18 protein-coding genes and 3 rRNA genes are annotated in these 23,327 nt (G+C 37.0%); 11 read left to right on the top strand and 10 right to left on the bottom strand.

The genetic code is table 11. The features are described 5' to 3' along the window. Positions 1-65 precede the first annotated feature (65 nt). Together MHH94_RS04330 and MHH94_RS04325 are read right to left on the bottom strand one after the other, a co-directional pair. A complete protein-coding gene (locus MHH94_RS04330; protein WP_048540593.1) occupies positions 66-290 on the bottom strand; it encodes a twin-arginine translocase TatA/TatE family subunit in 225 nt (74 codons plus the stop codon). An 11-nt stretch (positions 291-301) separates the two neighbouring features. Continuing rightward, the gene (locus MHH94_RS04325; RefSeq protein ID WP_025905057.1) at positions 302-934 is read right to left on the bottom strand and encodes a redox-sensing transcriptional repressor Rex; all 633 of its coding nucleotides are present in this window, start codon (positions 932-934) and stop codon (positions 302-304) included. Positions 935-1,096: 162 nt separating this feature from the next. Between MHH94_RS04325 and MHH94_RS04320 the strand changes: the two genes are divergently transcribed. Together MHH94_RS04320 and MHH94_RS04315 are read left to right on the top strand one after the other, a co-directional pair. Next, complete coding sequence (locus MHH94_RS04320) at positions 1,097-3,019, top strand: ABC-F family ATP-binding cassette domain-containing protein (protein WP_107609136.1); 1,923 nt, start codon at positions 1,097-1,099, stop codon at positions 3,017-3,019. Positions 3,020-3,522: 503 nt separating this feature from the next. Further along, a complete protein-coding gene (locus tag MHH94_RS04315) occupies positions 3,523-3,666 on the top strand; it encodes a hypothetical protein (RefSeq protein WP_167388695.1) in 144 nt (47 codons plus the stop codon). 167 nt (positions 3,667-3,833) lie between these two features. On the opposite strand, the gene MHH94_RS04310 is transcribed toward MHH94_RS04315, so the two are convergent. The 5 genes from MHH94_RS04310 to tsaE all read right to left on the bottom strand — a co-directional run bounded on the left by MHH94_RS04310 (position 3,834) and on the right by tsaE (position 6,888). Continuing rightward, positions 3,834-4,262, bottom strand: coding sequence for a VOC family protein (locus MHH94_RS04310; protein WP_048540591.1), 429 nt, complete (start codon positions 4,260-4,262; stop codon positions 3,834-3,836). A gap of 75 nt (positions 4,263-4,337) precedes the next feature. Further along, a complete protein-coding gene (gene tsaD / locus MHH94_RS04305) occupies positions 4,338-5,351 on the bottom strand; it encodes a tRNA (adenosine(37)-N6)-threonylcarbamoyltransferase complex transferase subunit TsaD (RefSeq protein WP_107603106.1) in 1,014 nt (337 codons plus the stop codon). Then, positions 5,344-5,811 carry a ribosomal protein S18-alanine N-acetyltransferase gene (gene rimI / locus MHH94_RS04300; RefSeq protein WP_107603107.1) on the bottom strand — a complete coding sequence of 156 codons (468 nt, stop codon included), beginning with the start codon at positions 5,809-5,811 and terminating at the stop codon, positions 5,344-5,346. Before rimI ends, tsaD begins: the two co-directional genes overlap by 8 nt. Continuing rightward, positions 5,784-6,449, bottom strand: a complete 666-nt coding sequence (gene tsaB / locus MHH94_RS04295; protein ID WP_084756484.1) for a tRNA (adenosine(37)-N6)-threonylcarbamoyltransferase complex dimerization subunit type 1 TsaB — start codon at positions 6,447-6,449, stop codon at positions 5,784-5,786. Before tsaB ends, rimI begins: the two co-directional genes overlap by 28 nt. Then, positions 6,430-6,888, bottom strand: coding sequence for a tRNA (adenosine(37)-N6)-threonylcarbamoyltransferase complex ATPase subunit type 1 TsaE (tsaE, locus tag MHH94_RS04290; protein WP_048540698.1), 459 nt, complete (start codon positions 6,886-6,888; stop codon positions 6,430-6,432). Before tsaE ends, tsaB begins: the two co-directional genes overlap by 20 nt. Positions 6,889-7,336: 448 nt before the next feature. On the opposite strand from tsaE, the gene ilvD reads away from it, so the two are divergent. The 9 genes from ilvD to ilvA are packed head-to-tail and all read left to right on the top strand — an operon-like array spanning position 7,337 to position 18,124. Further along, a complete protein-coding gene (ilvD, locus tag MHH94_RS04285; protein ID WP_025905050.1) occupies positions 7,337-9,025 on the top strand; it encodes a dihydroxy-acid dehydratase in 1,689 nt (562 codons plus the stop codon). Between the two features lie 12 nt (positions 9,026-9,037). Next, entirely contained in the window at positions 9,038-10,771 is a 1,734-nt protein-coding gene (ilvB, locus tag MHH94_RS04280) for a biosynthetic-type acetolactate synthase large subunit (protein ID WP_048540588.1), read from the top strand. Continuing rightward, positions 10,771-11,244 carry an acetolactate synthase small subunit gene (gene ilvN / locus MHH94_RS04275; RefSeq protein WP_048540587.1) on the top strand — a complete coding sequence of 158 codons (474 nt, stop codon included), beginning with the start codon at positions 10,771-10,773 and terminating at the stop codon, positions 11,242-11,244. The genes ilvB and ilvN overlap by 1 nt, the downstream gene beginning before the upstream one ends. Positions 11,245-11,278: 34 nt before the next feature. Next, positions 11,279-12,286: a ketol-acid reductoisomerase gene (ilvC, locus tag MHH94_RS04270; RefSeq protein ID WP_058592479.1), complete on the top strand. Its 1,008-nt coding sequence runs from the start codon at positions 11,279-11,281 to the stop codon at positions 12,284-12,286. Between the two features lie 29 nt (positions 12,287-12,315). Next, positions 12,316-13,848, top strand: coding sequence for a 2-isopropylmalate synthase (locus MHH94_RS04265; protein ID WP_048540585.1), 1,533 nt, complete (start codon positions 12,316-12,318; stop codon positions 13,846-13,848). Beyond that, positions 13,845-14,885, top strand: coding sequence for a 3-isopropylmalate dehydrogenase (leuB, locus tag MHH94_RS04260; protein ID WP_340839837.1), 1,041 nt, complete (start codon positions 13,845-13,847; stop codon positions 14,883-14,885). Before MHH94_RS04265 ends, leuB begins: the two co-directional genes overlap by 4 nt. Positions 14,886-14,900: 15 nt before the next feature. Then, entirely contained in the window at positions 14,901-16,274 is a 1,374-nt protein-coding gene (leuC, locus tag MHH94_RS04255; RefSeq protein WP_058592477.1) for a 3-isopropylmalate dehydratase large subunit, read from the top strand. Then, on the top strand, positions 16,275-16,844 hold the full coding sequence (gene leuD, locus MHH94_RS04250; protein ID WP_048540582.1) for a 3-isopropylmalate dehydratase small subunit: 570 nt from the start codon (positions 16,275-16,277) through the stop codon (positions 16,842-16,844). A gap of 14 nt (positions 16,845-16,858) precedes the next feature. Beyond that, on the top strand, positions 16,859-18,124 hold the full coding sequence (ilvA, locus tag MHH94_RS04245; RefSeq protein WP_058592476.1) for a threonine ammonia-lyase IlvA: 1,266 nt from the start codon (positions 16,859-16,861) through the stop codon (positions 18,122-18,124). Between the two features lie 207 nt (positions 18,125-18,331). Here ilvA and rrf read toward each other — a convergent pair. The 3 genes from rrf to MHH94_RS04230 all read right to left on the bottom strand — a co-directional run bounded on the left by rrf (position 18,332) and on the right by MHH94_RS04230 (position 23,259). Further along, positions 18,332-18,446: ribosomal RNA gene (gene rrf, locus MHH94_RS04240) — 5S ribosomal RNA — on the bottom strand. A gap of 84 nt (positions 18,447-18,530) precedes the next feature. Beyond that, positions 18,531-21,457, bottom strand: a 23S ribosomal RNA gene (locus tag MHH94_RS04235). A 249-nt stretch (positions 21,458-21,706) separates the two neighbouring features. Continuing rightward, positions 21,707-23,259, bottom strand: a 16S ribosomal RNA gene (locus tag MHH94_RS04230). The 16S, 23S and 5S rRNA genes sit together here, the layout of an rRNA operon. Positions 23,260-23,327: the final 68 nt, after the last annotated feature.

The following is a 23,327-nucleotide window of genomic DNA, read 5'->3' as shown; positions in this document are numbered from 1 at the left end:
TCCAATCTAAAAAAGATGTGGCAGGAAACCCGCCACATTCATGGGAACATCTGTTAAATAAAATTCTATTTAACTTCTTTATCTTTGCTATCTTCTGGAGTGCTTTTCTTCTCATCAAAGTTTGTCATGCCATCAGTCGCATCTTTAAATTCTTTCAAAGTTGAACCCATTGCTCTACCGAATTGTGGTAATTTCTTTGGTCCAAATATAATTAATGCAACTACCCCTATAAATAATAAACTGACTGGTCCTGAAATACCAAGTGTGTTAATAAACATTAAAGCTTCCATTTGATACCCTCCTATTGATTCTTCATAAAGAAGATTAAAGATTGTAATTCAATTCCTAAATCTATATGATGAACCTGCACTTTCTCAGGTACATTAATTCTTTGAGGTGTAAAATTCAAAATACCAGTAATACCCGAAGATGTTATACGATCCGCAACTTTTTGAGCTGCTTGTTGTGGTACTGTTAATATTACAACTTGTATACCTACTTCTTCAACTACCTTTTCAAAATCATCCATACTATCCACAGTTAATTTACCAACCATACTTCCAATTATATCTTCTGATTGATCAAAAGCAGCTACAATTTGCATTCTATCATTTACAGTAAAGTTATAATTCACAAGTGCAGTACCTAAATTACCAACACCAACGATTGCGACTTTAGTCATATCATCTTGTTCAAGCGTTGTTCTAAAAAATTTAAGTAAATAACTAATATTGTAACCATAACCCTTTTTACCTAATTCACCAAAATACGAAAAATCTCGACGAATGGTAGCTGAATCAATTTTAAGTCCTTCACTTAATTCTTTTGATGAAACACGATCTACGCCAGAATTATGCAATGTGCTAACAAATCTATAATAAAGAGGCAAACGTTTCAAAGTTGCTTTAGGGATCTTCACATCATTCTTTGCCAAAATCCTCACCTTTTCCAATATAAAATAATGTGATTGCGTTCACATCTAATGGCTTAATTATAACAAACTTCACGTAAAATAACTATATAAATATTGTATGTGATTTACATACAATTATCACTCGTTTTCATGTAAAATAATAACTAATAGAGAGGTGTAAACATGATACTTTTACAAATAAATAAATTAGAGAAATCTTATGATGGAGAAGTTATATTCTCTGATGTAGATTTCGAAGTAAAAACCGGTGAAAGAATCGCTATTGTCGGTAGAAATGGCGCGGGAAAAACAACATTAATGAAAATCATTGCTGGTGTTGAATCATATGATGAAGGAAATATTTCTAAAGGTAAACAGGTTACGATGGGATACCTTACTCAACAAATGACATTAGATTCAAATGACACTGTTATGAATGAAATGAAAAAACCATTTAAAGACGTTATCAATATTGAAGATAAAATGAAAACTTTAACAGATTGGTTAAGTATTCATGCTGATGAGTATGACCAAGATTTATATAAAGAAAAGTTGTCACAATACGAGGCTTTATCCAATCAATATGAATTAATGGACGGCTATAATTACGAAAGCAAAATTAAGACCGTATTAACAGGTTTAGACTTTAAAGAATCTGACTTTGATAGACAAATTCAATCATTTAGCGGTGGCCAAAAAACAAGATTATCTATGGCTCAAATGTTATTAAGTGAACCTGATTTACTGTTACTCGATGAACCTACGAACCATTTAGATATGGAAACAACAGAATGGCTAGAAAATTATTTAACTCACTTTAAAGGTGCAATTGTTATCATCAGTCACGACAGATACTTCTTAGATAAAATAGTCAATCAAGTATATGATGTCGCTTTAGGTTCTGTTAAAAAGTATGTCGGTAATTATAGTAAATTCTTAAAAGAACGAGATGCGCATTACGAAAAAGTCATGGCTGAATATGAAAGACAACAAAGTGAAATTAAAAAGTTAGAAACATTTGTCGAAAAAAATATTACACGTGCTTCAACAAGCGGCATGGCAAAAAGTCGTCGTAAAGTATTAGAAAGAATGGAAAGAATCGAAATGCCGAGACTTGATGCTAAAAGTGCACAAATAAATTTTGAAATAACTAGAGCTACTGGTGAAGATGTACTTAAAGTTCAAAATTTGGATATTGGTTATTCTAAAAGTATTACACCAACTATCAACTTAGAAGTTAAACGACATGATCGAATTGCGATAATTGGTCCAAATGGTATTGGTAAATCTACGTTGATTAAAACAATAGCTCAAAAAATACCTGCTTTAGGCGGTAATATTGTTTATGGTTCTAATATTCAAATTGGTTATTACGACCAAAAACAAGCAGAATTCACTTCTAATATGACAATCTTAGACTATGTTTGGAATCAATATGCACATATGCCTGAGAAAGATATAAGAACAATTTTAGGTAGATTTTTATTTACTCAAGAAGAAGTAAAAAAAGTCATTAATGATTTATCTGGTGGAGAAAAAGCCAGACTTCAACTCGCTTTACTCATGTTAGAAAAAAACAATGTACTCATATTAGATGAACCTACCAACCACTTAGATATCGATTCTAAAGAAATGTTGGAACAAGCTTTGCAAAATTTTGAAGGTACACTACTCTTTGTATCACATGACCGTTATTTTATTAACGAACTAGCAAATAATATTTTCCACATCACACAAAATGGAAATGAATTATTTAGAGGCGATTACCAATATTATTTAGAAAAACTTGAACAACGTGAAGCTATTAGTCGTTATGAACAAGAAGACATCAAATCTACTGAAACGCCTAAAGACGATCAATATTACGCAAATCAAAAGCAACTAAAAAAAGAAAAACGTAAACTTGAAAGACAGTTAGAAGAAATTGAAAATAATATTTCCACATATGAAAAACAAATCTCTGACTATGAGCATCAACTTACGTTACCAGAGATATTTAATGATATTGAAAAAAGCAATGAAATCAATAACTTACGAGTTGAAGCAGAACGTTTGCTCGAAGAAAACATGGAAAAATGGGAAAAACTTGAAAGTAAGTTAAATTAACAAAAAACGACTGAGGTAAATTTTACACCTCAGTCGTTTTTTCTGTATTAATTAAACACAACTTTATACACATCAAAAAGTCTTATTTTTCAAGTAATCCACAAAGTTATCCTAGTTATGCACAGGTAAAATGTAAAAAATCAATCTAAACCAAGTAACTTATCCACAATTATTTAAAAACTTATACTAATGTTATCCACAAAATGTGGTTAACTTGTGCACAAGTACAAATGTTCTGTATTGACTTTATGATAAATACGTGACCTTCATGTATTTTTTGTAAATATTTTAAATTCAAAATGTTGAAATGACTAAAATATTAATATATTTATCAATTAGGCTAGATTTAATATTCAATTCGTCTTATAATTTACATAACCAATTTTCTTGTTTTAAAAACTTTAGTTATAAATACTACTTTTATTTTGAAGTTAATAATGTGCTTAGAGTTAAATTTCATTGATTAATTGGTCTTGTGTATGCTACAGAAGGGATGATGATTTATGAAACAATCTAACATTGAAAATTATACAATGAAAGCTAAGGAACTATTGAAACATAAAATTATAACTAAAGAAGAATATGATCAGCGTATAAAAGATTATACTGACTATACGAATAGTGAAGGCAAATATGCACGTAAATAGAAAAGACTGGGACATAATGTAATGTCTCAGTCTTTTGTAGTATCTTGGCAGTAGATGACTGAATTAAAATGCGCTTGTACCAAGCTTTTTCAACTCTAGTCATCCTTGCCGGGGCGGGACTACGAAATCTTTTTTATACAAATTAGATTTCTGTCCCGCTCCCTTTTCTATTCTGTATATGCATTTACCATCCAAGTTACACCAAATGGATCTTGGAATGAACCAAAGAGTGGTGACCACTCTACCTCGTTTAAAGGCATATCAATTTTACAACCCGCTTCTTCTGCTTTCTTAAACAATTCGATGACAGCTGCTCTATCTTCTTCATCGTTATAATTAAACTGAAAACATGCTTGAGCGCCTTCGTTATTGATATCTTTATTTTGCCAAGTGTCACTACATAAAAATGTCTTCCCTAATAAGTTAAAACTCGCGTTCATTGTAAAAGATTCGGGCAATTTAAATTCATCAGGTGCATCTTTAAACATTTCATGGTTACCCGGAACTCTCATAATATCCGTTGCACCTAATTTTTCTTCGTAGAACTTTAATGCTTCAATACTATTTTTAAAATTAAAATAAGTATTCACTTCCACTTTACAACGCCTCCTCAATCTTTTATATCACATTGAGTATAACGTCTATAGTGCAATATTACAAATTATTGTATATTAAAATGCTTCAATATCTAGAGAACTTTTACCGTTTAATTTCATATTTGAAAAGCGATTATTTTCATATAAGAAATGAGCTACTGACCCTATCATAGCAGCATTATCTGTACATAAATTTAATGGTGGAATACTAAGATCTATTCCTAATTTATCAGTTTCTTCTTCAAGTGCATGACGTAAACCTTTATTCGCAGCTACACCACCTGCCACAATTAAGTGTTGAACATCATAATCTTTAACTGCGGCCATTGTTTTACCGACAAGTACTTCAACTACACTATTTTGGAAACTAGTCGCAACATCTTCTTTTATGATTTCATCATTTTTTTGCTTTTTATTATGCAATGTATTAATAACTGCACTTTTCAAACCACTGAAACTGAAATCATAACTGTCTTTTTCTAACCAAACTCTAGGGAAATTCAAAGTATCTTGACCGATTTGTGCAAGTCTATCAACTTCTGGACCTCCTGGATATGGTAAACCTATTGTTCTAGCAACTTTGTCATATGCCTCACCAACTGCATCATCACGTGTTTCACCTATAACTTCAAAATCTAAATGATTTTTCATGTAAATCAGTTCTGTATGCCCACCTGAAACGATAAGCGCAATTAATGGAAATTCTAATGGTTTAACGAGATGATTAGCATAAATATGCCCTGCAATATGATGAACTGGTATAAGTGGTTTTTGATGACTAAATGCTAAGGCTTTGGCACTTGCAACACCGACAAGTAAGGCACCAATTAATCCTGGACCTTCTGTTACGGCTATTGCGTCAATGTCATCCATTTGCATATTCGCATTTTTCAAAGCTTCATCAATCACTGTTGTCATCACTTCAACGTGTTGACGACTCGCTACTTCTGGTACTACACCGCCAAATTTTTTATGTGTCATCATTTGTGTAACAACTTCATTACTAATAATTTCATTGCCGTTTTTTATGACACTTGCTGCAGTTTCATCACAGCTTGATTCTATACTTAATATAATTGATTCAGACATTTTTTAGACTCACCCACATCACTTTAGCATCCTCTCCATCGCCATAATAATTTTTCCTAACGCCACCATACGTAAAGCCAGCTTTCTCATAAACATGTCTAGCCGCTTCATTATCCACTCTTACTTCTAAACTCATCATCGTACAAGTTGCACTTGCAAAAGTCATCGCATATTCTAATAGCATTTGACCTATGCCATTACCTCTATATTGCTCAGCAACAGAAATAGTCGTTATTTGTGCTTGATCAATGACTAGCCACAATCCGCAATACGCGATAATTTCTTCACCAATAGATACTACAAAATAATGCGCAAATTCATTTTTCTCTAACTCATGATAGAATGCGTCTATAGACCATGAACTTTGTGTAAAACTATGATGTTCTATTTCATATACTTGAGGGACATCTTCAATTGACATTTTTCTGATTTCTAATGCTTCATTTGATTGTTTTTCCAATTTTGTTCCGCCTCTGATAATTTTAGATATCTTGGTTTTAGTTCATGAACATTTAACACAGGTTGTTCTTTAATGTTATACATTATTGAAGCATCAGGTAATTTCGAAAGACTTCTACCTTCTAACTTATCTTGTAACTTTAATACATCGTGACCAATAAATATATATGGATAATTTCGTGATTTTAAAAATTGATTCAATGCTTCAATAGATATATAACTATCGTCTTTGATTGTTTCTAATTTATCATCTTTATATTGATAAACACCAGCAAATACATGGTCTCTTCTAGCATCAAATAAAGGTACAATAAGATTATTTCCGTAGTCATATGTTGCTGCTAATGCCTTTAAAGATGAAACTTCATATAATGGAATATCCAAAGTATATGCCATCGTCTTTGCTGTTGTAATACCAATTCTTAAACCTGTATAAGAACCAGGACCATTAGCAACCACTATTTCAGATAATGATTGAGGTGTTAATTGCGCTTCATCCATTAATGATTCAATAACAGGCATTAATTGTAATGAATGATTCTTTTTTATGTTGGACTGATAATTGATTAATACATTTCCGTCTTTAACAAGTGCTACTGCTAATGGTTGATTAGATGTATCAATTAGTAATGTTGTCATCATTTAGCACTTCCTTTATCTGTTTATAATGTTCACCTTTAGAAATTATTTCAAACACCCTTTTATCTGCGTCTATATACTTAATGTTGATTTCTAAACGCTCTTTTGGTAAATATTCTTGAATGAATTCACTCCATTCAATAATCGTAACACCATTATCATTGAAGTATTCATCAAATCCTAAGTCTTCATCACTATCTTCTAATCTATAACAATCCATATGATGAAAAGGCAATCTTCCTTTGTAGGACTTTATTATATTAAAGGTAGGTGAATTAATGGTTCTTTTAACGCCTAAAGCCTTTCCGAAATATTGGCTAAAAGTGGTTTTACCCGCTCCTAAATCTCCATTCAACAAAATAATATCATTTTCAGTTACAACTTGAGCTAATTTTTCAGCAATTTGCTGCGTTTTTTCTAATGAGTCAACTTGAATAATCACTAATTTGGCACCTACCTTTTCTTTACTTAAACTAACTGAACTATTATAACAAATATTTATTTAATTGGGTAATGAATGGTTTATTTATCAGTAAAGCGCTTACATTATCTAAATTTTTAGAAAAATCTAAATCTTCTGTTGACATGTATTCTGATATGCGTTAAATTTAGTACATAAATTTTTTAACTATTCAAAAATCTTAACTAAAAATATGGTTCACATTTGAGAAGAAAGGACGAGTTGTAATGAATTTCACAATGACGGCAAATAAACCGACAATCGAATACAGCATATTAGTGATTTTATTACGCTCAGAAGGACTCGAACAACAGTAAGCTTCAATTTACTGTATGGTTTAAGTCCTATTTCTACTTGAATGGGACTCGAAGCAACGTCCCATATTTATTGGGACGTTGCTTTTTTATTTTTCTAGAGGAGTGTAATTATGAGAAGTGACATGATCAAAAAAGGTGATCACCAAGCACCTGCAAGAAGCCTATTACATGCAACAGGACAAATCAAGAGCCCAACGGATATGAATAAACCATTTATTGCGATTTGCAATTCTTACATTGATATTGTCCCAGGACATGTTCATTTAAGGGAATTGGCAGATATCGCAAAAGAAGCGATTAGAGAAGCAGGTGGTATTCCATTTGAATTCAATACAATCGGTGTTGACGATGGTATAGCAATGGGTCACATCGGGATGCGCTACTCATTACCAAGTAGAGAAGTTATTGCTGACGCAGCTGAAACTGTTATTAACGCACACTGGTTTGACGGCGTATTCTACATGCCAAACTGTGACAAGATTACACCAGGAATGTTACTAGCATCTGTTAGAACAAACGTACCTGCAATCTTCTGTTCAGGTGGACCAATGAAAGCTGGTTTATCTGCAACTGGTAAAGCATTAACTTTATCTTCAATGTTTGAAGCAGTTGGATCATTCAAAGGTGGTTCAATGACGAAAGAAGAATTCTTAGATATGGAAAAGAACGCATGCCCTACTTGCGGTTCATGTGCAGGCATGTTTACAGCAAATTCAATGAACTGCTTAATGGAAGTCTTAGGATTAGCATTACCTTATAACGGAACAGCTATTGCTGTAGGAGAAGAAAGAAGAGAATTAATTAGAGAAGCAGCCTTTAAACTAATGGACTTAGTTAAAAAAGACATTAAACCTAAAGACATCATTACTAAAGATGCAATTGATGATGCATTTGCTTTAGATATGGCAATGGGTGGTTCTACAAATACTGTCCTTCATACTTTAGCTTTAGCAAATGAAGCTGGTATCGATTATGACTTAAATAGAGTAAATGAAATAGCTAAACGTACACCTTACCTATCTAAAATTGCACCAAGTTCTTCATACTCAATGCATGACGTACATGAAGCAGGCGGTGTACCAGCCATCATCGGTGAATTACTCAAACTCGATAATGTTTTACATCCTGACCGTATTACAGTCACTGGTAAAACATTAAGAGAAAATAACGAACATCGTGAAATTAAAAATACAGAAGTTATCCATACAAGAGATAATCCATTCTCTGAAACTGGTGGCTTATCAATGTTATTTGGAAATATCGCGCCAGATGGTGCAGCTATTAAAGTTGGTGGTGTTGATCCATCAATCAAGAAATTTGTTGGTAAAGCGATTTGCTTTAGTTCACATGATGAAGCGGTTGAAGCAATTGATAACCATACTGTTAGAGAAGGTCACGTTGTTGTCATTCGTTATGAAGGCCCTAAAGGTGGACCTGGAATGCCGGAAATGTTAGCACCTACTTCATCTATCGTCGGTAGAGGTTTAGGTAAAGATGTTGCATTAATTACAGATGGTCGATTCTCAGGTGCAACAAGAGGTATCGCTGTCGGACATATTTCACCAGAAGCTGCCGCGGGTGGACCTATAGGACTCATCCAAGACGGTGATGAAATCATCATTGATTTAACGAATCGTACATTAGATGTAAATGTCTCTGAAGCAGAATTACATGCTAGAAAACAAAACATTGAACCATTTAAAGCTAAAGTTAAGACTGGTTATCTTGCAAGATACACTGCCCTTGTAACAAGTGCAAATACAGGAGGCATCTTGAAAGTACCGGACGAACTAATTTAAGGAGTGATTTGCATGGCACTAACTACTAAATCATACAAAGAACCAGATGAAGCAACTAAAGAAAAGACAATAACTTACACGGGGGCAGAATTACTTGTCCAATCCTTTATCGATCAAGAAGTCGATTACATCTTTGGATATCCTGGTGGCGCTGTCTTACCTTTATATGATGCCTTTTATGAAGGTAAAGTGCCTCATATTCTCACGAGACACGAGCAAGGTGCAGTTCACGCAGCTGAAGGATATGCAAGAGTTACAGGTAAACCTGGTGTTGTAGTCGTTACAAGCGGGCCTGGCGCAACTAACACTATTACTGGAATAGCTGATGCTATGAGTGACTCAATTCCACTAGTTGTACTTACAGGACAAGTACACAGACCAGGTATTGGTAAAGACGCTTTCCAAGAAGCTGATTTACTCTCTATGACAACACCTATTACAAAGCATAATTATCAAATAACTGATGTAAAAGATATTCCAAAGATTATTGATGAAGCATTTCATATTGCTTCAACTGGTCGTAAAGGGCCGGTTGTCATTGATTTTCCTAAAGATATCGGTGTTCTAGAAACAGTTGAAGTTTCTCCAAGAGAACTTAATTTACCGGGATATCACATAAACTTAACACCAGAAGATAAAGAGATTGAACAAATTATTCAAATGATTCGTTTAGCAAAGAAGCCTATTATACTTGCTGGAGCTGGTGTAAACCATGCTGAAGCTTCAAAGGAACTTACAGCATTTGCTAATAAATACAAAATCCCTGTTGTAAACACTTTGCTAGGATTAGGTTCTATCCCCTACTCTGACCCATTATTCTTAGGAATGGGCGGTATGCATGGATCATATGCAAGTAACATGGCATTAACGGAATGTGATTTGTTAATTAACTTTGGAAGTCGATTTGATGATCGTCTAGCAAGCAACCCAGATGAATTTGCGAAAGACGCTAAAGTTATTCATGTAGATATCGATCCATGTGAAATTAACAAAATCATTCCTACAGATTTAGGTATTATTGCCGATGCAAAACAAACATTAGAAGCACTTTTAGAATACGAAGCACATGAACTTATCCATCATGAATGGTATGAACATTGTCTATCTAATAAAGCAACATATCCATTTAGATATGACAAACCAACTGATGACTTTATTAAGCCACAACAAGCAATTGAGTATATCGGAAAGATTACAAACGGAGATGCACTTGTTGCTACAGATGTAGGTCAACATCAAATGTGGGTTGCACAATATTATCCATTTAAAACACATGGGCAAATTATTACAAGCGGTGGTCTCGGTACAATGGGCTTCGGTATCCCAGCAGCAATGGGTGCCAAGTTTGCACACCCTGACAAGACAGTAGTTGCATTTGTTGGTGACGGTGGATTCCAAATGACTAACCAAGAAATGGCCATTTTAAATGAATTTGATAATGACATCAAAATCGTACTAATCAACAATGGTGCTTTAGGTATGGTTAAACAATGGCAAGATAAATTTTATAGCCAACGTTTTTCTCATTCAGTATTTGCTGGGCAGCCTGACTTTATGAAGCTATCTGAAAGCTATGGTGTTAAAGGTTTCATGATCGATTCTAACGATAAATTAGAATCTACACTTGATGAAGCATTCGCTCATAAAGGCCCAGCCTTAATCGAAATTAGAATTTCCCCTTCTGAACCAGTACTTCCAATGGTTCCAAGTGGACAACCAAACTACAAAATGGAGGGCGTTGAATAATGAAAAGAACAATTAAGACTCAAGTACTCGATAGAGCGGGTACACTCAACCGACTTACAAGCATTTTTGTAAGGAGACAATACAACATTGTTTCTCTTTCTGCAACGCCTACTGAAACAGAGGGCATCACAAATATTACATTTATTGTGGATGTTTCAGATGAAAGTAGTACAGAAACAATTATTAAGCAGTTAGAAAAGCAAGTAAATGTAATATCTGCCCTAGATATTACAGATAACAACCTTTTTAATAGAGAACTTATTTTAATCAAGTTAGGTCATCCTGACGATTATCAAACATTCGAAAAAATCATTAAGCCTTATGAAGATCAATTAACCATTTTAAAAGATTTAGAAGATTATATTTATATTCAAGCAATTGGAACCCATCAAACAATAGAAAATCTATTGGATGATTTAAAAATATATCCTGTGACACAAGTGTCACGAACAGGTTCTGCAGGATTACTATAATACAAAATAAAACAAATTAATGGAGGCATTTATTATGACTAAAGTATTTTATGACAACACGGTAACAGAGGACGCATTACAAGGTAAGAAAATCGCAGTAGTTGGATATGGTTCACAAGGGCATGCACATGCTCAGAACTTAAAAGATAACGGATATGATGTTGTAATTGGTATTCGTCCAGGTAAATCATTTGATCAAGCTAAAGAAGATGGTTTTGAAGTATATCCAGTAGATGAAGCGGTAAAACAATCTGACGTTGTAATGATTCTATTACCAGATGAAATTCAAGGACAAGTTTATAAAGAAGAAATTGAACCTAACTTAGATGAAGGAAATGCTTTAGTATTTGCTCATGGATTTAATATTCACTTTAAAGTTATTCAACCACCAGCAAACGTAGATGTATTCTTAGTTGCACCAAAAGGACCAGGTCACCTAGTTAGACGTACATTTACTGAAGGAAGTGCTGTGCCTGCACTATACGCTGTATACCAAGATGCTACAGGTAACGCAACTCAATTAGCATTAAGTTATGCAAAAGGTATCGGTGCTACTAGAGCTGGTGTTATCGGCACAAGCTTTGAAGAAGAAACTGAAACTGATTTATTTGGTGAACAAGCAGTTCTTTGTGGTGGTGTAACGAAACTTATCCAATCAGGTTTCGAAACATTAGTTGAAGCTGGCTATCAACCAGAAATTGCTTACTTCGAAGTATTACATGAAATGAAATTAATCGTTGATTTAATGTATGAAGGCGGAATGGAAAACATGCGTTATTCTATTTCAAACACTGCAGAATTTGGTGATTATGTATCTGGTGAACGTGTTATCACACCTGATGTTAAAGATAATATGAAAGAAGTACTTAAAGATATTCAAACAGGAGCTTTCAGTGATCGCTTCATTAAAGATAACGAAAATGGCTTTGAAGAATTCCTAAGAATGCGTAAAGAACAACAAGGACATCAAATCGAATCAGTAGGTAGAGAATTACGTGACATGATGCCATTCGTTAAAGCTAAAAGTATTCAAACTAAATAAAAGTACTAGAATTTAAGGAGAGGATTATTATGTCAGACCATATTCAAATATTTGATACAACACTAAGAGATGGAGAACAAACACCAGGCGTCAGCTTTTCATTTGATGAACGTCTCAAAATTGCTAAACAACTAGAAAAATGGGGAGTCGATGTAATAGAAGCTGGCTTCCCCGCTTCTAGTGAAGGTAGTTTTAAATCAGTAGAAAGTATTGCTAAAGCATTAACAACAACTGCAGTTTGTGGGTTAGCTAGATGTAAAAAGTCAGATATCGATGCTGTACATGAATCAACAAAAGAAGCACAGCATAGACAAATTCATGTTTTCTTAGCAACTAGCCCTATCCACTTGGAATATAAATTGAAAATGACTGAAGAACAAGTATTAGCATCTATAACAGAAAATGTAACTTATGCAAAAACATTATTTGAAAAAGTTCAATTTTCACCTGAAGATGCTACAAGAACACCTTTACCATTTTTAATTAAAGCAGTACAAACAGCAGTTGATGCTGGTGCAGACATTATCAATATTCCAGATACGGTTGGTTATTCTTATCCTACAGAATATGGTCAAATCTTTAAGACACTTATTGAAACAATTCAAAGTGATCATGAAGTGATATATAGTTCTCATTGTCATGATGATTTAGGTCTTGCTGTAGCAAATGCCCTATCTGCTTTTGAAAATGGTGCAAGAAGAGTTGAAGGTGCAATTAATGGAATCGGCGAACGTGCTGGCAATACTGCTCTTGAAGAAATTGCACTTGCACTACACGTTAGACAAGATCATTACAACCTATCTACTAATATCAATTTAGCTGAAACTAAGAGCACAAGTGACATGGTAAGTAGATATTCAGGTCTTCGAGTCCCTAGAAATAAAGCAATCGTTGGTCAAAATGCATTCAGTCATGAATCTGGTATTCATCAAGATGGTATTTTGAAAAACCCTGAAACTTATGAAATTATGACACCTCAACTTGTCGGTGTTGTTAAGAACTCATTACCACTTGGTAAACTATCTGGTAAACACGCATTTAGTGAAAAGTTAGTAGAACTTGGATATAATCTCTCACCAGATGAACAAGTGGAAGTATTTAAACAATTCAAATCAGTCGCAGATAAGAAAAAACAAGTAACTGATCGAGATATACACGCTATCCTTCAAGGTAGTGAACATGAAGAAAATGCATACTATAAAGTAAATGCACTTCAACTTCAATTTGTATCAAATGGCTTACAAAGCGCTGTTGTCGTTATTGAAGATAAAGAAGGAAATACTTATAAAGACTCATCTATTGGTTCAGGTTCAATTACATCAATTTATAATGCAATTGATAGAATTTTTGATTATACGCCTGAATTACAACAATATCGAATTGAATCTATTACAGAAGGTACGGATGCTCAAGCTGAAGTACACGTTCAAGTAGAATTTGAAGATGAAGTATACACAGGTATCGGTATTGACTACGATATTCTATATGCTTCTTGTAAGGCATATGTTGAAGCACATGCTAAACACAGTGAGAACAAATTGAAAGAAGGCGTAAAGTCATGACATACAAAATCACTGCTCTACCCGGTGATGGAATCGGTCCAGAAATTTTAGAAGGTAGTATTGAAATACTAGAATTATTATCAAAGAAATTTAATTTTGATTATGAAATAGACACTAAAGATTTTGGAGGTATCGCCATTGATAAACATGGCGAGCCTTTACCTCCAGAAACTTTAACTGCTTGTCAAAACAGTGATGCAATATTATTAGGAGCCGTTGGTGGTCCTAAATGGACTGATCCAAAAAATAGACCAGAACACGGCCTATTAGGTATTAGAAAAGCATTAAATTTATTTGCTAACATTAGACCAACAATTGTTACTGAATCCACTGCACATTTATCACCATTAAAAGAAGAACTCGTAAAAGGTACTGATTTTATTATTGTACGTGAATTAACGGGTGGTTTGTATTTTGGAGAACCGAAATATTTTGATGATGAAAAAGCGATTGACACTCTTGCATATACTAAAGAAGAAATTACAAGAATCGCACACGTTGCATTTCAGTTAGCTACTAAACGAAATAAAATCGTTACATCAGTAGATAAAGAAAATGTACTTAGCTCTTCAAAACTTTGGAGACAAACATTAGAACAAGTTTCTAAAGATTATCCAGATGTCACACTTAATCATCTCTTAGTAGACGCATGTAGCATGCATTTAATTACAAATCCTAAACAGTTTGATGTTATTGTAACTGAAAATTTATTTGGAGATATTCTAAGTGATGAAGCTTCAGTTATTCCAGGATCACTTGGCCTTTCACCTTCTGCAAGTTTTGGTGAGAATGGACCAAGTTTATATGAACCAATACATGGTTCTGCACCTGATATAGCTGGTCAAGATAAAGCAAACCCTAGTGGTATGTTACTATCATTAGCAATGTGTATTAGAGAAAGTTTACATCAACATGAATGCGCACAATATTTAGAAGATATCGTATTTAGAACAATCAAGAAAGGTATTGCAACTAAAGATTTAGGTGGAAATAACAGTACATCTGAAGTCTTCGAAGCAATCAAAAATAATATTTAGAAGGAGGAAAACGACATGTCTCAAACATTATTTGATAAAGTATGGAATCGACATATAATAGCTGGTAAAGAAGGTGAACCCCAATTATTATACATCGACTTACACCTTATTCATGAAGTTACATCTCCTCAAGCATTCGAAGGCTTAAGATTACAAAATAGGAAAGTAAGACGTCCCGATCGAACGTTTGGAACATTGGATCATAATGTACCTACAATTGATATATTCAATATTAGAGATGAAATTGCTAATAAACAAATTAGTGCTTTGCAAAAAAACTGTGAAGCATTTGGTGTAAAGTTATTTGATATGGGTTCAGATGAACAAGGTATCGTGCATATGGTTGGCCCAGAAACAGGATTAACACAACCAGGTAAAACTATCGTATGTGGAGATTCACATACTGCAACGCATGGTGCATTTGGAGCTATTGCTTTTGGTATAGGTACAAGTGAAGTAGAACATGTTTTTGCAACTCAAACACTATGGCAAACTAAACCAAAGAACTTGAAAATTCAAGTTGATGGTACATTGCCAACTGGTGTTTATGCTAAAGATATTATCCTATACTTAATCAATCAACACGGCGTTGATTTTGGTACTGGTTACGCTTTAGAATTCGCTGGTGAAGCTATTTCTAATATGACAATGGATGAGCGAATGACAATTTGTAATATGGCTATCGAAGCTGGTGCTAAATATGGCATGATGAAGCCAGATGAAACAACTTTTGAATATGTAAGAGGACGTAAATATCAACCAGAGAACTTTGAAGTAGCTATTGAAGATTGGAAGACTTTATATTCTGACGAAGATGCTACTTACGATAAAGTGATTACTGTAGACGTAAGTGACCTTGAACCACAAGTCACTTGGGGTACAAGTCCTGAAATGGGTGTTAGTTTTAATACACCATTCCCAGAAATTAAGGATTTAAATGATGAAAGAGCCTATAATTACATGGGCCTTCAACCAGGTCAAACTGCTAGAGATATTCCTCTAGGTTATGTTTTCCTTGGTTCTTGTACAAATGCAAGACTCTCAGATCTTATTGAAGCAAGTAAAATTGTAGATGGTCATAAAGTCCATCAAGACATTACAGCAATAGTCGTTCCTGGCTCTAGAAGTGTTAAACTTCAAGCAGAAGCGCTTGGTCTAGATAAAATTTTCAAAGAAGCAGGATTTGATTGGCGTGAACCTGGATGTTCAATGTGTCTAGGAATGAACCCTGACCAAGTTCCTAACGGTGTTCACTGTGCCTCAACTAGTAACCGTAACTTTGAAGGTCGTCAAGGTAAAGGTGCAAGAACGCATCTCGTATCTCCAGCAATGGCAGCAGCAGCAGCTATTAACGGTAGATTTGTAGATACTAGAAAGGTGGTCATTTAAATGGAACCAATTAATATTTTTAATGGTAAAACAGTTCCCCTACTCAATGATAATATTGATACGGATCAAATCATTCCAAAAGCTTTTTTGAAAAGAATTTCTAAAACTGGTTTTGGCCCCTTCTTATTCGACGAATGGCGTTATTTAGAAGATGGCTCTGATAATCCAGATTTCAACTTAAATAAACCAGAATATAAAGGTGCAAGCATTCTCATTTCAGGTGATAATTTTGGTTGTGGTTCATCAAGAGAACACGCTGCATGGGCATTAAAAGACTTTGGATTCTTAATTATTATAGCAGGTAGTTTCAGTGATATATTTTATATGAACTGTACTAAAAATGGTATGTTACCTATTGCTATTGAAAATAAAGAAGACAGAGAAGCAATAGCTCAACATAGTGAAATAACGATTGATTTACCTGACCAACTAATCATTACACCTGAAGCAAAATATCATTTTGATATAGACGCTACATGGAAGAATAAATTGATTAACGGTTTAGATGATATTGCTATTACATTAACTTATGAAGAACAGATCAACCAATATGAAAAAATGCACAACTAATTGGGAGTGGTAGAATGACCTTAAAAACACGTTTAAGTGCTGAAGATATAGAAGAAGCATTTTTAAAATTAAAAGATACAGTAAAAGAAACACCTTTAGAAAAAGATATGTATTTATCACAGAAGTTTGACTGTAATGTATATTTAAAAAGAGAAGATTTGCAATGGGTACGTTCCTTTAAATTAAGAGGTGCGTACTATGCAATTAATCAGTTAACATTCGAAGAACGAGCAAATGGCGTTAGTTGTGCGAGCGCAGGTAATCATGCACAAGGAATCGCATTCACAGCTAAACAACTTGAAATCAAAGCTGTTATATTTATGCCAGTAACAACACCAGCTCAAAAAATTAATCAAGTTAAATTTTTCGGTGGTGAATTTGTACAAATAGAATTAATTGGCGATACTTTTGATGATTGCTTAAAACATGCATTAGATTATACTGAACAATTTGGATTAAGCTTTATTGATCCATTCGATAATATTAATACAATTGCTGGTCAAGGTACGATTGCTAAAGAAATAGTAGATTATGCAGAAGAAGAAAACATCAAATTTGATTATTGCTTTGCTGCAATCGGTGGCGGTGGCTTAATTTCAGGAGTAGGCACATATCTTAAAGATACAACGCCTACTACACAAGTCATTGGTGTAGAACCACTTGGAGCAAGCAGTATGGCTCAATCTGTTAAAGCTAATAAAATTGTTACATTAACAGATATCGATAAATTTGTAGATGGCGCTTCAGTAGGAAAAGTTGGACAATTAACATTCGAAATTTCAAAAAATGTTGTTGATGACTTTGTTGCTGTAGATGAAGGTGAAGTATGTAGTACAATCCTAGATATGTACTCTAAACAAGCTATTATTGCAGAACCAGCTGGCGCACTAAGCGTCACTGCACTTAATCATTATAAAAATGAAATTAAAGGTAAAAATGTTATTTGTATTGTCAGTGGTGGTAACAATGATATTAACCGAATGAAAGAAATTGAGGAACGCTCACTTTTATTTGAAGATATGAAACATTACTTTATTGTTAACTTCCCACAAAGACCAGGTGCATTAAGAGAATTTGTTAACGAAGTGCTTGGACCAAATGATGATATTACAAAATTTGAATACTTAAAAAAATCGAGCCAAAATACAGGTTCTGTTATTATAGGTATCCAACTTAAAGATCATAATGATTTAGACCAACTTTATAAGAACGTTAGCGAATTTGATCCTAAATACATCTATATTAATAAGAATAAAATGCTTTATTCACTACTAATATAAGACAAAATCACATTAAAACATCTCATTTCTTCCTGTTATAAGCAGAGAAATGAGATGTTTTTTAGTTATAGATCCTATAATATAAATTTATTTAATAAGTACAGTATATGACCTTTATCTTCTACTTTATTTTAACTAAGTTTAAACATAAAAAAAGAGACCTAACAGGTCTCGAGTACGGCTCATCGCATCCATTTATAAACATTTGCCCGGCAACGTCCTACTCTCGCGGAACGTAAGCCCAACTACCATCGGCGCTAAAGAGCTTAACTTCTGTGTTCGGCATGGGAACAGGTGTGACCTCTTTGCTATCGTCACCAGACAAATAGTAATAACTTATGATGAATGTATTGTACATTCAAAACTAGATAGTAAGCAGATTTTACGGCTAAAACCGATTTAAAATTTGATTAAGTCTTCGATCGATTAGTATTCGTCAGCTACACACATTACTGCGCTTACACCCCGAACCTATTAACCTCATCATCTTTGAGGGATCTTATAACCGAAGTTGGGAAATCTCATCTTGAGGGGGGCTTCATGCTTAGATGCTTTCAGCACTTATCCCGTCCATACATAGCTACCCAGCTATGCCGCTGGCGCGACAACTGGTACACCAGAGGTATGTCCATCCCGGTCCTCTCGTACTAAGGACAGCTCCTCTCAAATTTCCTACGCCCACGACGGATAGGGACCGAACTGTCTCACGACGTTCTGAACCCAGCTCGCGTACCGCTTTAATGGGCGAACAGCCCAACCCTTGGGACCGACTACAGCCCCAGGATGCGATGAGCCGACATCGAGGTGCCAAACCTCCCCGTCGATGTGAACTCTTGGGGGAGATAAGCCTGTTATCCCCGGGGTAGCTTTTATCCGTTGAGCGATGGCCCTTCCATGCGGAACCACCGGATCACTAAGTCCGTCTTTCGACCCTGCTCGACTTGTAGGTCTCGCAGTCAAGCTCCCTTGTGCCTTTACACTCTGCGAATGATTTCCAACCATTCTGAGGGAACCTTTGAGCGCCTCCGTTACTCTTTAGGAGGCGACCGCCCCAGTCAAACTGCCCGCCTGACACTGTCTCCCACCATGATCAAATGGTGCGGGTTAGAAAGTCAACACAGCCAGGGTAGTATCCCACCAGCGCCTCCACGTAAGCTAGCGCTCACGTTTCAAAGGCTCCTACCTATCCTGTACAAGCTGTGCCAAATTTCAATATCAGGCTACAGTAAAGCTCCACGGGGTCTTTCCGTCCTGTCGCGGGTAACCTGCATCTTCACAGGTACTATGATTTCACCGAGTCTCTCGTTGAGACAGTGCCCAAATCGTTACGCCTTTCGTGCGGGTCGGAACTTACCCGACAAGGAATTTCGCTACCTTAGGACCGTTATAGTTACGGCCGCCGTTTACTGGGGCTTCGATTCGTAGCTTCGCAGAAGCTAACCACTCCTCTTAACCTTCCAGCACCGGGCAGGCGTCAGCCCCTATACATCACCTTACGGTTTAGCAGAGACCTGTGTTTTTGATAAACAGTCGCTTGGGCCTATTCACTGCGGCTCTTCAAGGCTTGCACCCTAAAAAGCACCCCTTCTCCCGAAGTTACGGGGTCATTTTGCCGAGTTCCTTAACGAGAGTTCGCTCGCTCACCTTAGAATTCTCATCTTGACTACCTGTGTCGGTTTGCGGTACGGGCACCTATTTTCTAACTAGAGGCTTTTCTTGGCAGTGTGAAATCAACGACTCGTCGGATACATGATCCAACTCCCCATCACAACTCAACCTTACGAGTGCCGGATTTGCCTAACACTCAGTCTTATTGCTTGGACGTGCACTCCAACAGCACGCTTCGCCTATCCTACTGCGTCCCCCCATCGTTCAAACAATCATAGGTGGTACAGGAATATCTACCTGTTATCCATCGCCTACGCCTATCGGCCTCGGCTTAGGTCCCGACTAACCCAGAGCGGACGAGCCTTCCTCTGGAAACCTTAGTCAATCGGTGGATGGGATTCTCACCCATCTTTCGCTACTCACACCGGCATTCTCACTTCTAAACATTCCACATGTCCTTACGATCATGCTTCGACACGTTTAGAACGCTCTCCTACCATTATCCTTACGGATAATCCACAGCTTCGGTAATATGTTTAGCCCCGGTACATTTTCGGCGCAGTGTCACTCGACTAGTGAGCTATTACGCACTCTTTAAATGATGGCTGCTTCTAAGCCAACATCCTAGTTGTCTGGGCAACGCCACATCCTTTTCCACTTAACATATATTTTGGGACCTTAGCTGGTGGTCTGGGCTGTTTCCCTTTCGACTACGGACCTTATCACCCATAGTCTGACTCCCAAGTTAAATTATTTGGCATTCGGAGTTTGTCTGAATTCGGTAACCCGAGAGGGGCCCCTCGTCCAAACAGTGCTCTACCTCCAATAATCATCACTTGAGGCTAGCCCTAAAGCTATTTCGGAGAGAACCAGCTATCTCCAAGTTCGATTGGAATTTCTCCGCTACCCACACCTCATCCGCTCACTTTTCAACGTAAGTCGGTTCGGTCCTCCATTCAGTGTTACCTGAACTTCAACCTGGACATGGGTAGATCACTTGGTTTCGGGTCTACGACCAGATACTCATTCGCCCTATTCAGACTCGCTTTCGCTACGGCTCCACATTTACTGCTTAACCTTGCATCAAATCGTAACTCGCCGGTTCATTCTACAAAAGGCACGCCATCACCCATTAACGGGCTCTGACTATTTGTAAGCACACGGTTTCAGGTTCTATTTCACTCCCCTTCCGGGGTGCTTTTCACCTTTCCCTCACGGTACTGGTTCACTATCGGTCACTAGAGAGTATTTAGCCTTGGGAGATGGTCCTCCCAGATTCCGACGGAATTTCACGTGTTCCGCCGTACTCAGGATCCACTCAGGAGAGAAATGACTTTCGACTACAGGACCTTTACCTTCTATGGTTGGCTTTTCCAAAACCATTCGTCTAATCATTTCCTTTGTAACTCCGTATTGAGTGTCCTACAACCCCAATAGGCAAGCCTATTGGTTTGGGCTCTTCCCGTTTCGCTCGCCGCTACTCAGGGAATCGAGTTTTCTTTCTCTTCCTCCGGGTACTAAGATGTTTCAGTTCTCCGGGTGTGCCTTCTCACATACTATGTATTCATATGCGGATAACATGACATAACTCATGCTGGGTTTCCCCATTCGGAAATCTCTGGATCAAAGCGTACTTACAGCTCCCCAAAGCATATCGTCGTTAGTAACGTCCTTCTTCGGCTTCTAGTGCCAAGGCATCCACCGTGCGCCCTTAATAACTTAATCTATATTTCCTTATACATAACGTTTAAGAAAATAACTGTTATTAATCTGTGATGTCGTCTATAAAGACGACGCGCGATTATTAAGCTTGTTGAATTTCGTTAGAAATTCACTCGGTTTTTTGCTTGGTAAAATCTATTGCTTACTTATCTAGTTTTCAATGTGCAATGTTGAATGTTATAAACATTCAAAACTGAATACAATATGTCTTCGTTATTCCATGACCTAATGGTCATTCCGTAATATCCTTAGAAAGGAGGTGATCCAGCCGCACCTTCCGATACGGCTACCTTGTTACGACTTCACCCCAATCATTTGTCCCACCTTCGACGGCTAGCTCCTAAAAGGTTACTCCACCGGCTTCGGGTGTTACAAACTCTCGTGGTGTGACGGGCGGTGTGTACAAGACCCGGGAACGTATTCACCGTAGCATGCTGATCTACGATTACTAGCGATTCCAGCTTCATGTAGTCGAGTTGCAGACTACAATCCGAACTGAGAATAATTTTATGGGATTTGCTTGGCCTCGCGGATTCGCTGCCCTTTGTATTATCCATTGTAGCACGTGTGTAGCCCAAATCATAAGGGGCATGATGATTTGACGTCATCCCCACCTTCCTCCGGTTTGTCACCGGCAGTCAACCTAGAGTGCCCAACTTAATGATGGCAACTAAGCTTAAGGGTTGCGCTCGTTGCGGGACTTAACCCAACATCTCACGACACGAGCTGACGACAACCATGCACCACCTGTCACTTTGTCCCCCGAAGGGGAAGACTCTATCTCTAGAGCGGTCAAAGGATGTCAAGATTTGGTAAGGTTCTTCGCGTTGCTTCGAATTAAACCACATGCTCCACCGCTTGTGCGGGTCCCCGTCAATTCCTTTGAGTTTCAACCTTGCGGTCGTACTCCCCAGGCGGAGTGCTTAATGCGTTAGCTGCAGCACTAAGGGGCGGAAACCCCCTAACACTTAGCACTCATCGTTTACGGCGTGGACTACCAGGGTATCTAATCCTGTTTGATCCCCACGCTTTCGCACATCAGCGTCAGTTACAGACCAGAGAGCCGCCTTCGCCACTGGTGTTCCTCCATATCTCTGCGCATTTCACCGCTACACATGGAATTCCACTCTCCTCTTCTGCACTCAAGTTTCCCAGTTTCCAATGACCCTCCACGGTTGAGCCGTGGGCTTTCACATCAGACTTAAGAAACCGCCTACGCGCGCTTTACGCCCAATAATTCCGGATAACGCTTGCCACCTACGTATTACCGCGGCTGCTGGCACGTAGTTAGCCGTGGCTTTCTGGTTAGGTACCGTCAAGACTTGTTCAGTTACTAACAAATTTGTTCTTCCCTAACAACAGAGTTTTACGATCCGAAGACCTTCATCACTCACGCGGCGTTGCTCCGTCAGGCTTTCGCCCATTGCGGAAGATTCCCTACTGCTGCCTCCCGTAGGAGTCTGGACCGTGTCTCAGTTCCAGTGTGGCCGATCACCCTCTCAGGTCGGCTACGTATCGTCGCCTTGGTAAGCCATTACCTTACCAACTAGCTAATACGGCGCGGGTCCATCTATAAGTGACAGCCGAAACCGTCTTTCACTATTGAACCATGCGGTTCAAAATATTATCCGGTATTAGCCCCGGTTTCCCGGAGTTATCCCAGTCTTATAGGTAGGTTACCCACGTGTTACTCACCCGTCCGCCGCTAACATCAGAGAAGCAAGCTTCTCATCTGTTCGCTCGACTTGCATGTATTAGGCACGCCGCCAGCGTTCATCCTGAGCCAGGATCAAACTCTCCATAAAAGAAGTAAGCTTGATAAGCTCATTTTTGATTGGTTAAGCCAATCACTCTGAAGTACTTTTAGTACTCA

Origin of the sequence: Mammaliicoccus sp. FSL K6-3158, from assembly GCF_038005105.1 — a bacterium.
GTDB lineage: Bacteria > Bacillota > Bacilli > Staphylococcales > Staphylococcaceae > Mammaliicoccus > Mammaliicoccus sciuri.
The sequence above is the reverse complement of the archived record's forward strand: the minus strand, read 5'-3'. Positions and strand labels throughout refer to the sequence as shown.

What these genes read in the sequence shown, in the direction of transcription:
- ilvB (WP_048540588.1), top strand. Translation starts at nt 9,038, where the DNA reads ATGGCACTAACTACTAAATCATACAAAGAACCAGATGAAGCAACTAAA.
- tsaB (WP_084756484.1), bottom strand. Translation starts at nt 6,449, where the DNA reads ATGACAACATTACTAATTGATACATCTAATCAACCATTAGCAGTAGCA.
- MHH94_RS04315 (WP_167388695.1), top strand. Translation starts at nt 3,523, where the DNA reads ATGAAACAATCTAACATTGAAAATTATACAATGAAAGCTAAGGAACTA.
- tsaD (WP_107603106.1), bottom strand. Translation starts at nt 5,351, where the DNA reads ATGTCTGAATCAATTATATTAAGTATAGAATCAAGCTGTGATGAAACT.
- ilvA (WP_058592476.1), top strand. Translation starts at nt 16,859, where the DNA reads ATGACCTTAAAAACACGTTTAAGTGCTGAAGATATAGAAGAAGCATTT.
- ilvN (WP_048540587.1), top strand. Translation starts at nt 10,771, where the DNA reads ATGAAAAGAACAATTAAGACTCAAGTACTCGATAGAGCGGGTACACTC.
- leuB (WP_340839837.1), top strand. Translation starts at nt 13,845, where the DNA reads ATGACATACAAAATCACTGCTCTACCCGGTGATGGAATCGGTCCAGAA.
- leuD (WP_048540582.1), top strand. Translation starts at nt 16,275, where the DNA reads ATGGAACCAATTAATATTTTTAATGGTAAAACAGTTCCCCTACTCAAT.
- ilvD (WP_025905050.1), top strand. Translation starts at nt 7,337, where the DNA reads ATGAGAAGTGACATGATCAAAAAAGGTGATCACCAAGCACCTGCAAGA.
- MHH94_RS04265 (WP_048540585.1), top strand. Translation starts at nt 12,316, where the DNA reads ATGTCAGACCATATTCAAATATTTGATACAACACTAAGAGATGGAGAA.
- MHH94_RS04320 (WP_107609136.1), top strand. Translation starts at nt 1,097, where the DNA reads ATGATACTTTTACAAATAAATAAATTAGAGAAATCTTATGATGGAGAA.
- MHH94_RS04330 (WP_048540593.1), bottom strand. Translation starts at nt 290, where the DNA reads ATGGAAGCTTTAATGTTTATTAACACACTTGGTATTTCAGGACCAGTC.
- leuC (WP_058592477.1), top strand. Translation starts at nt 14,901, where the DNA reads ATGTCTCAAACATTATTTGATAAAGTATGGAATCGACATATAATAGCT.
- ilvC (WP_058592479.1), top strand. Translation starts at nt 11,279, where the DNA reads ATGACTAAAGTATTTTATGACAACACGGTAACAGAGGACGCATTACAA.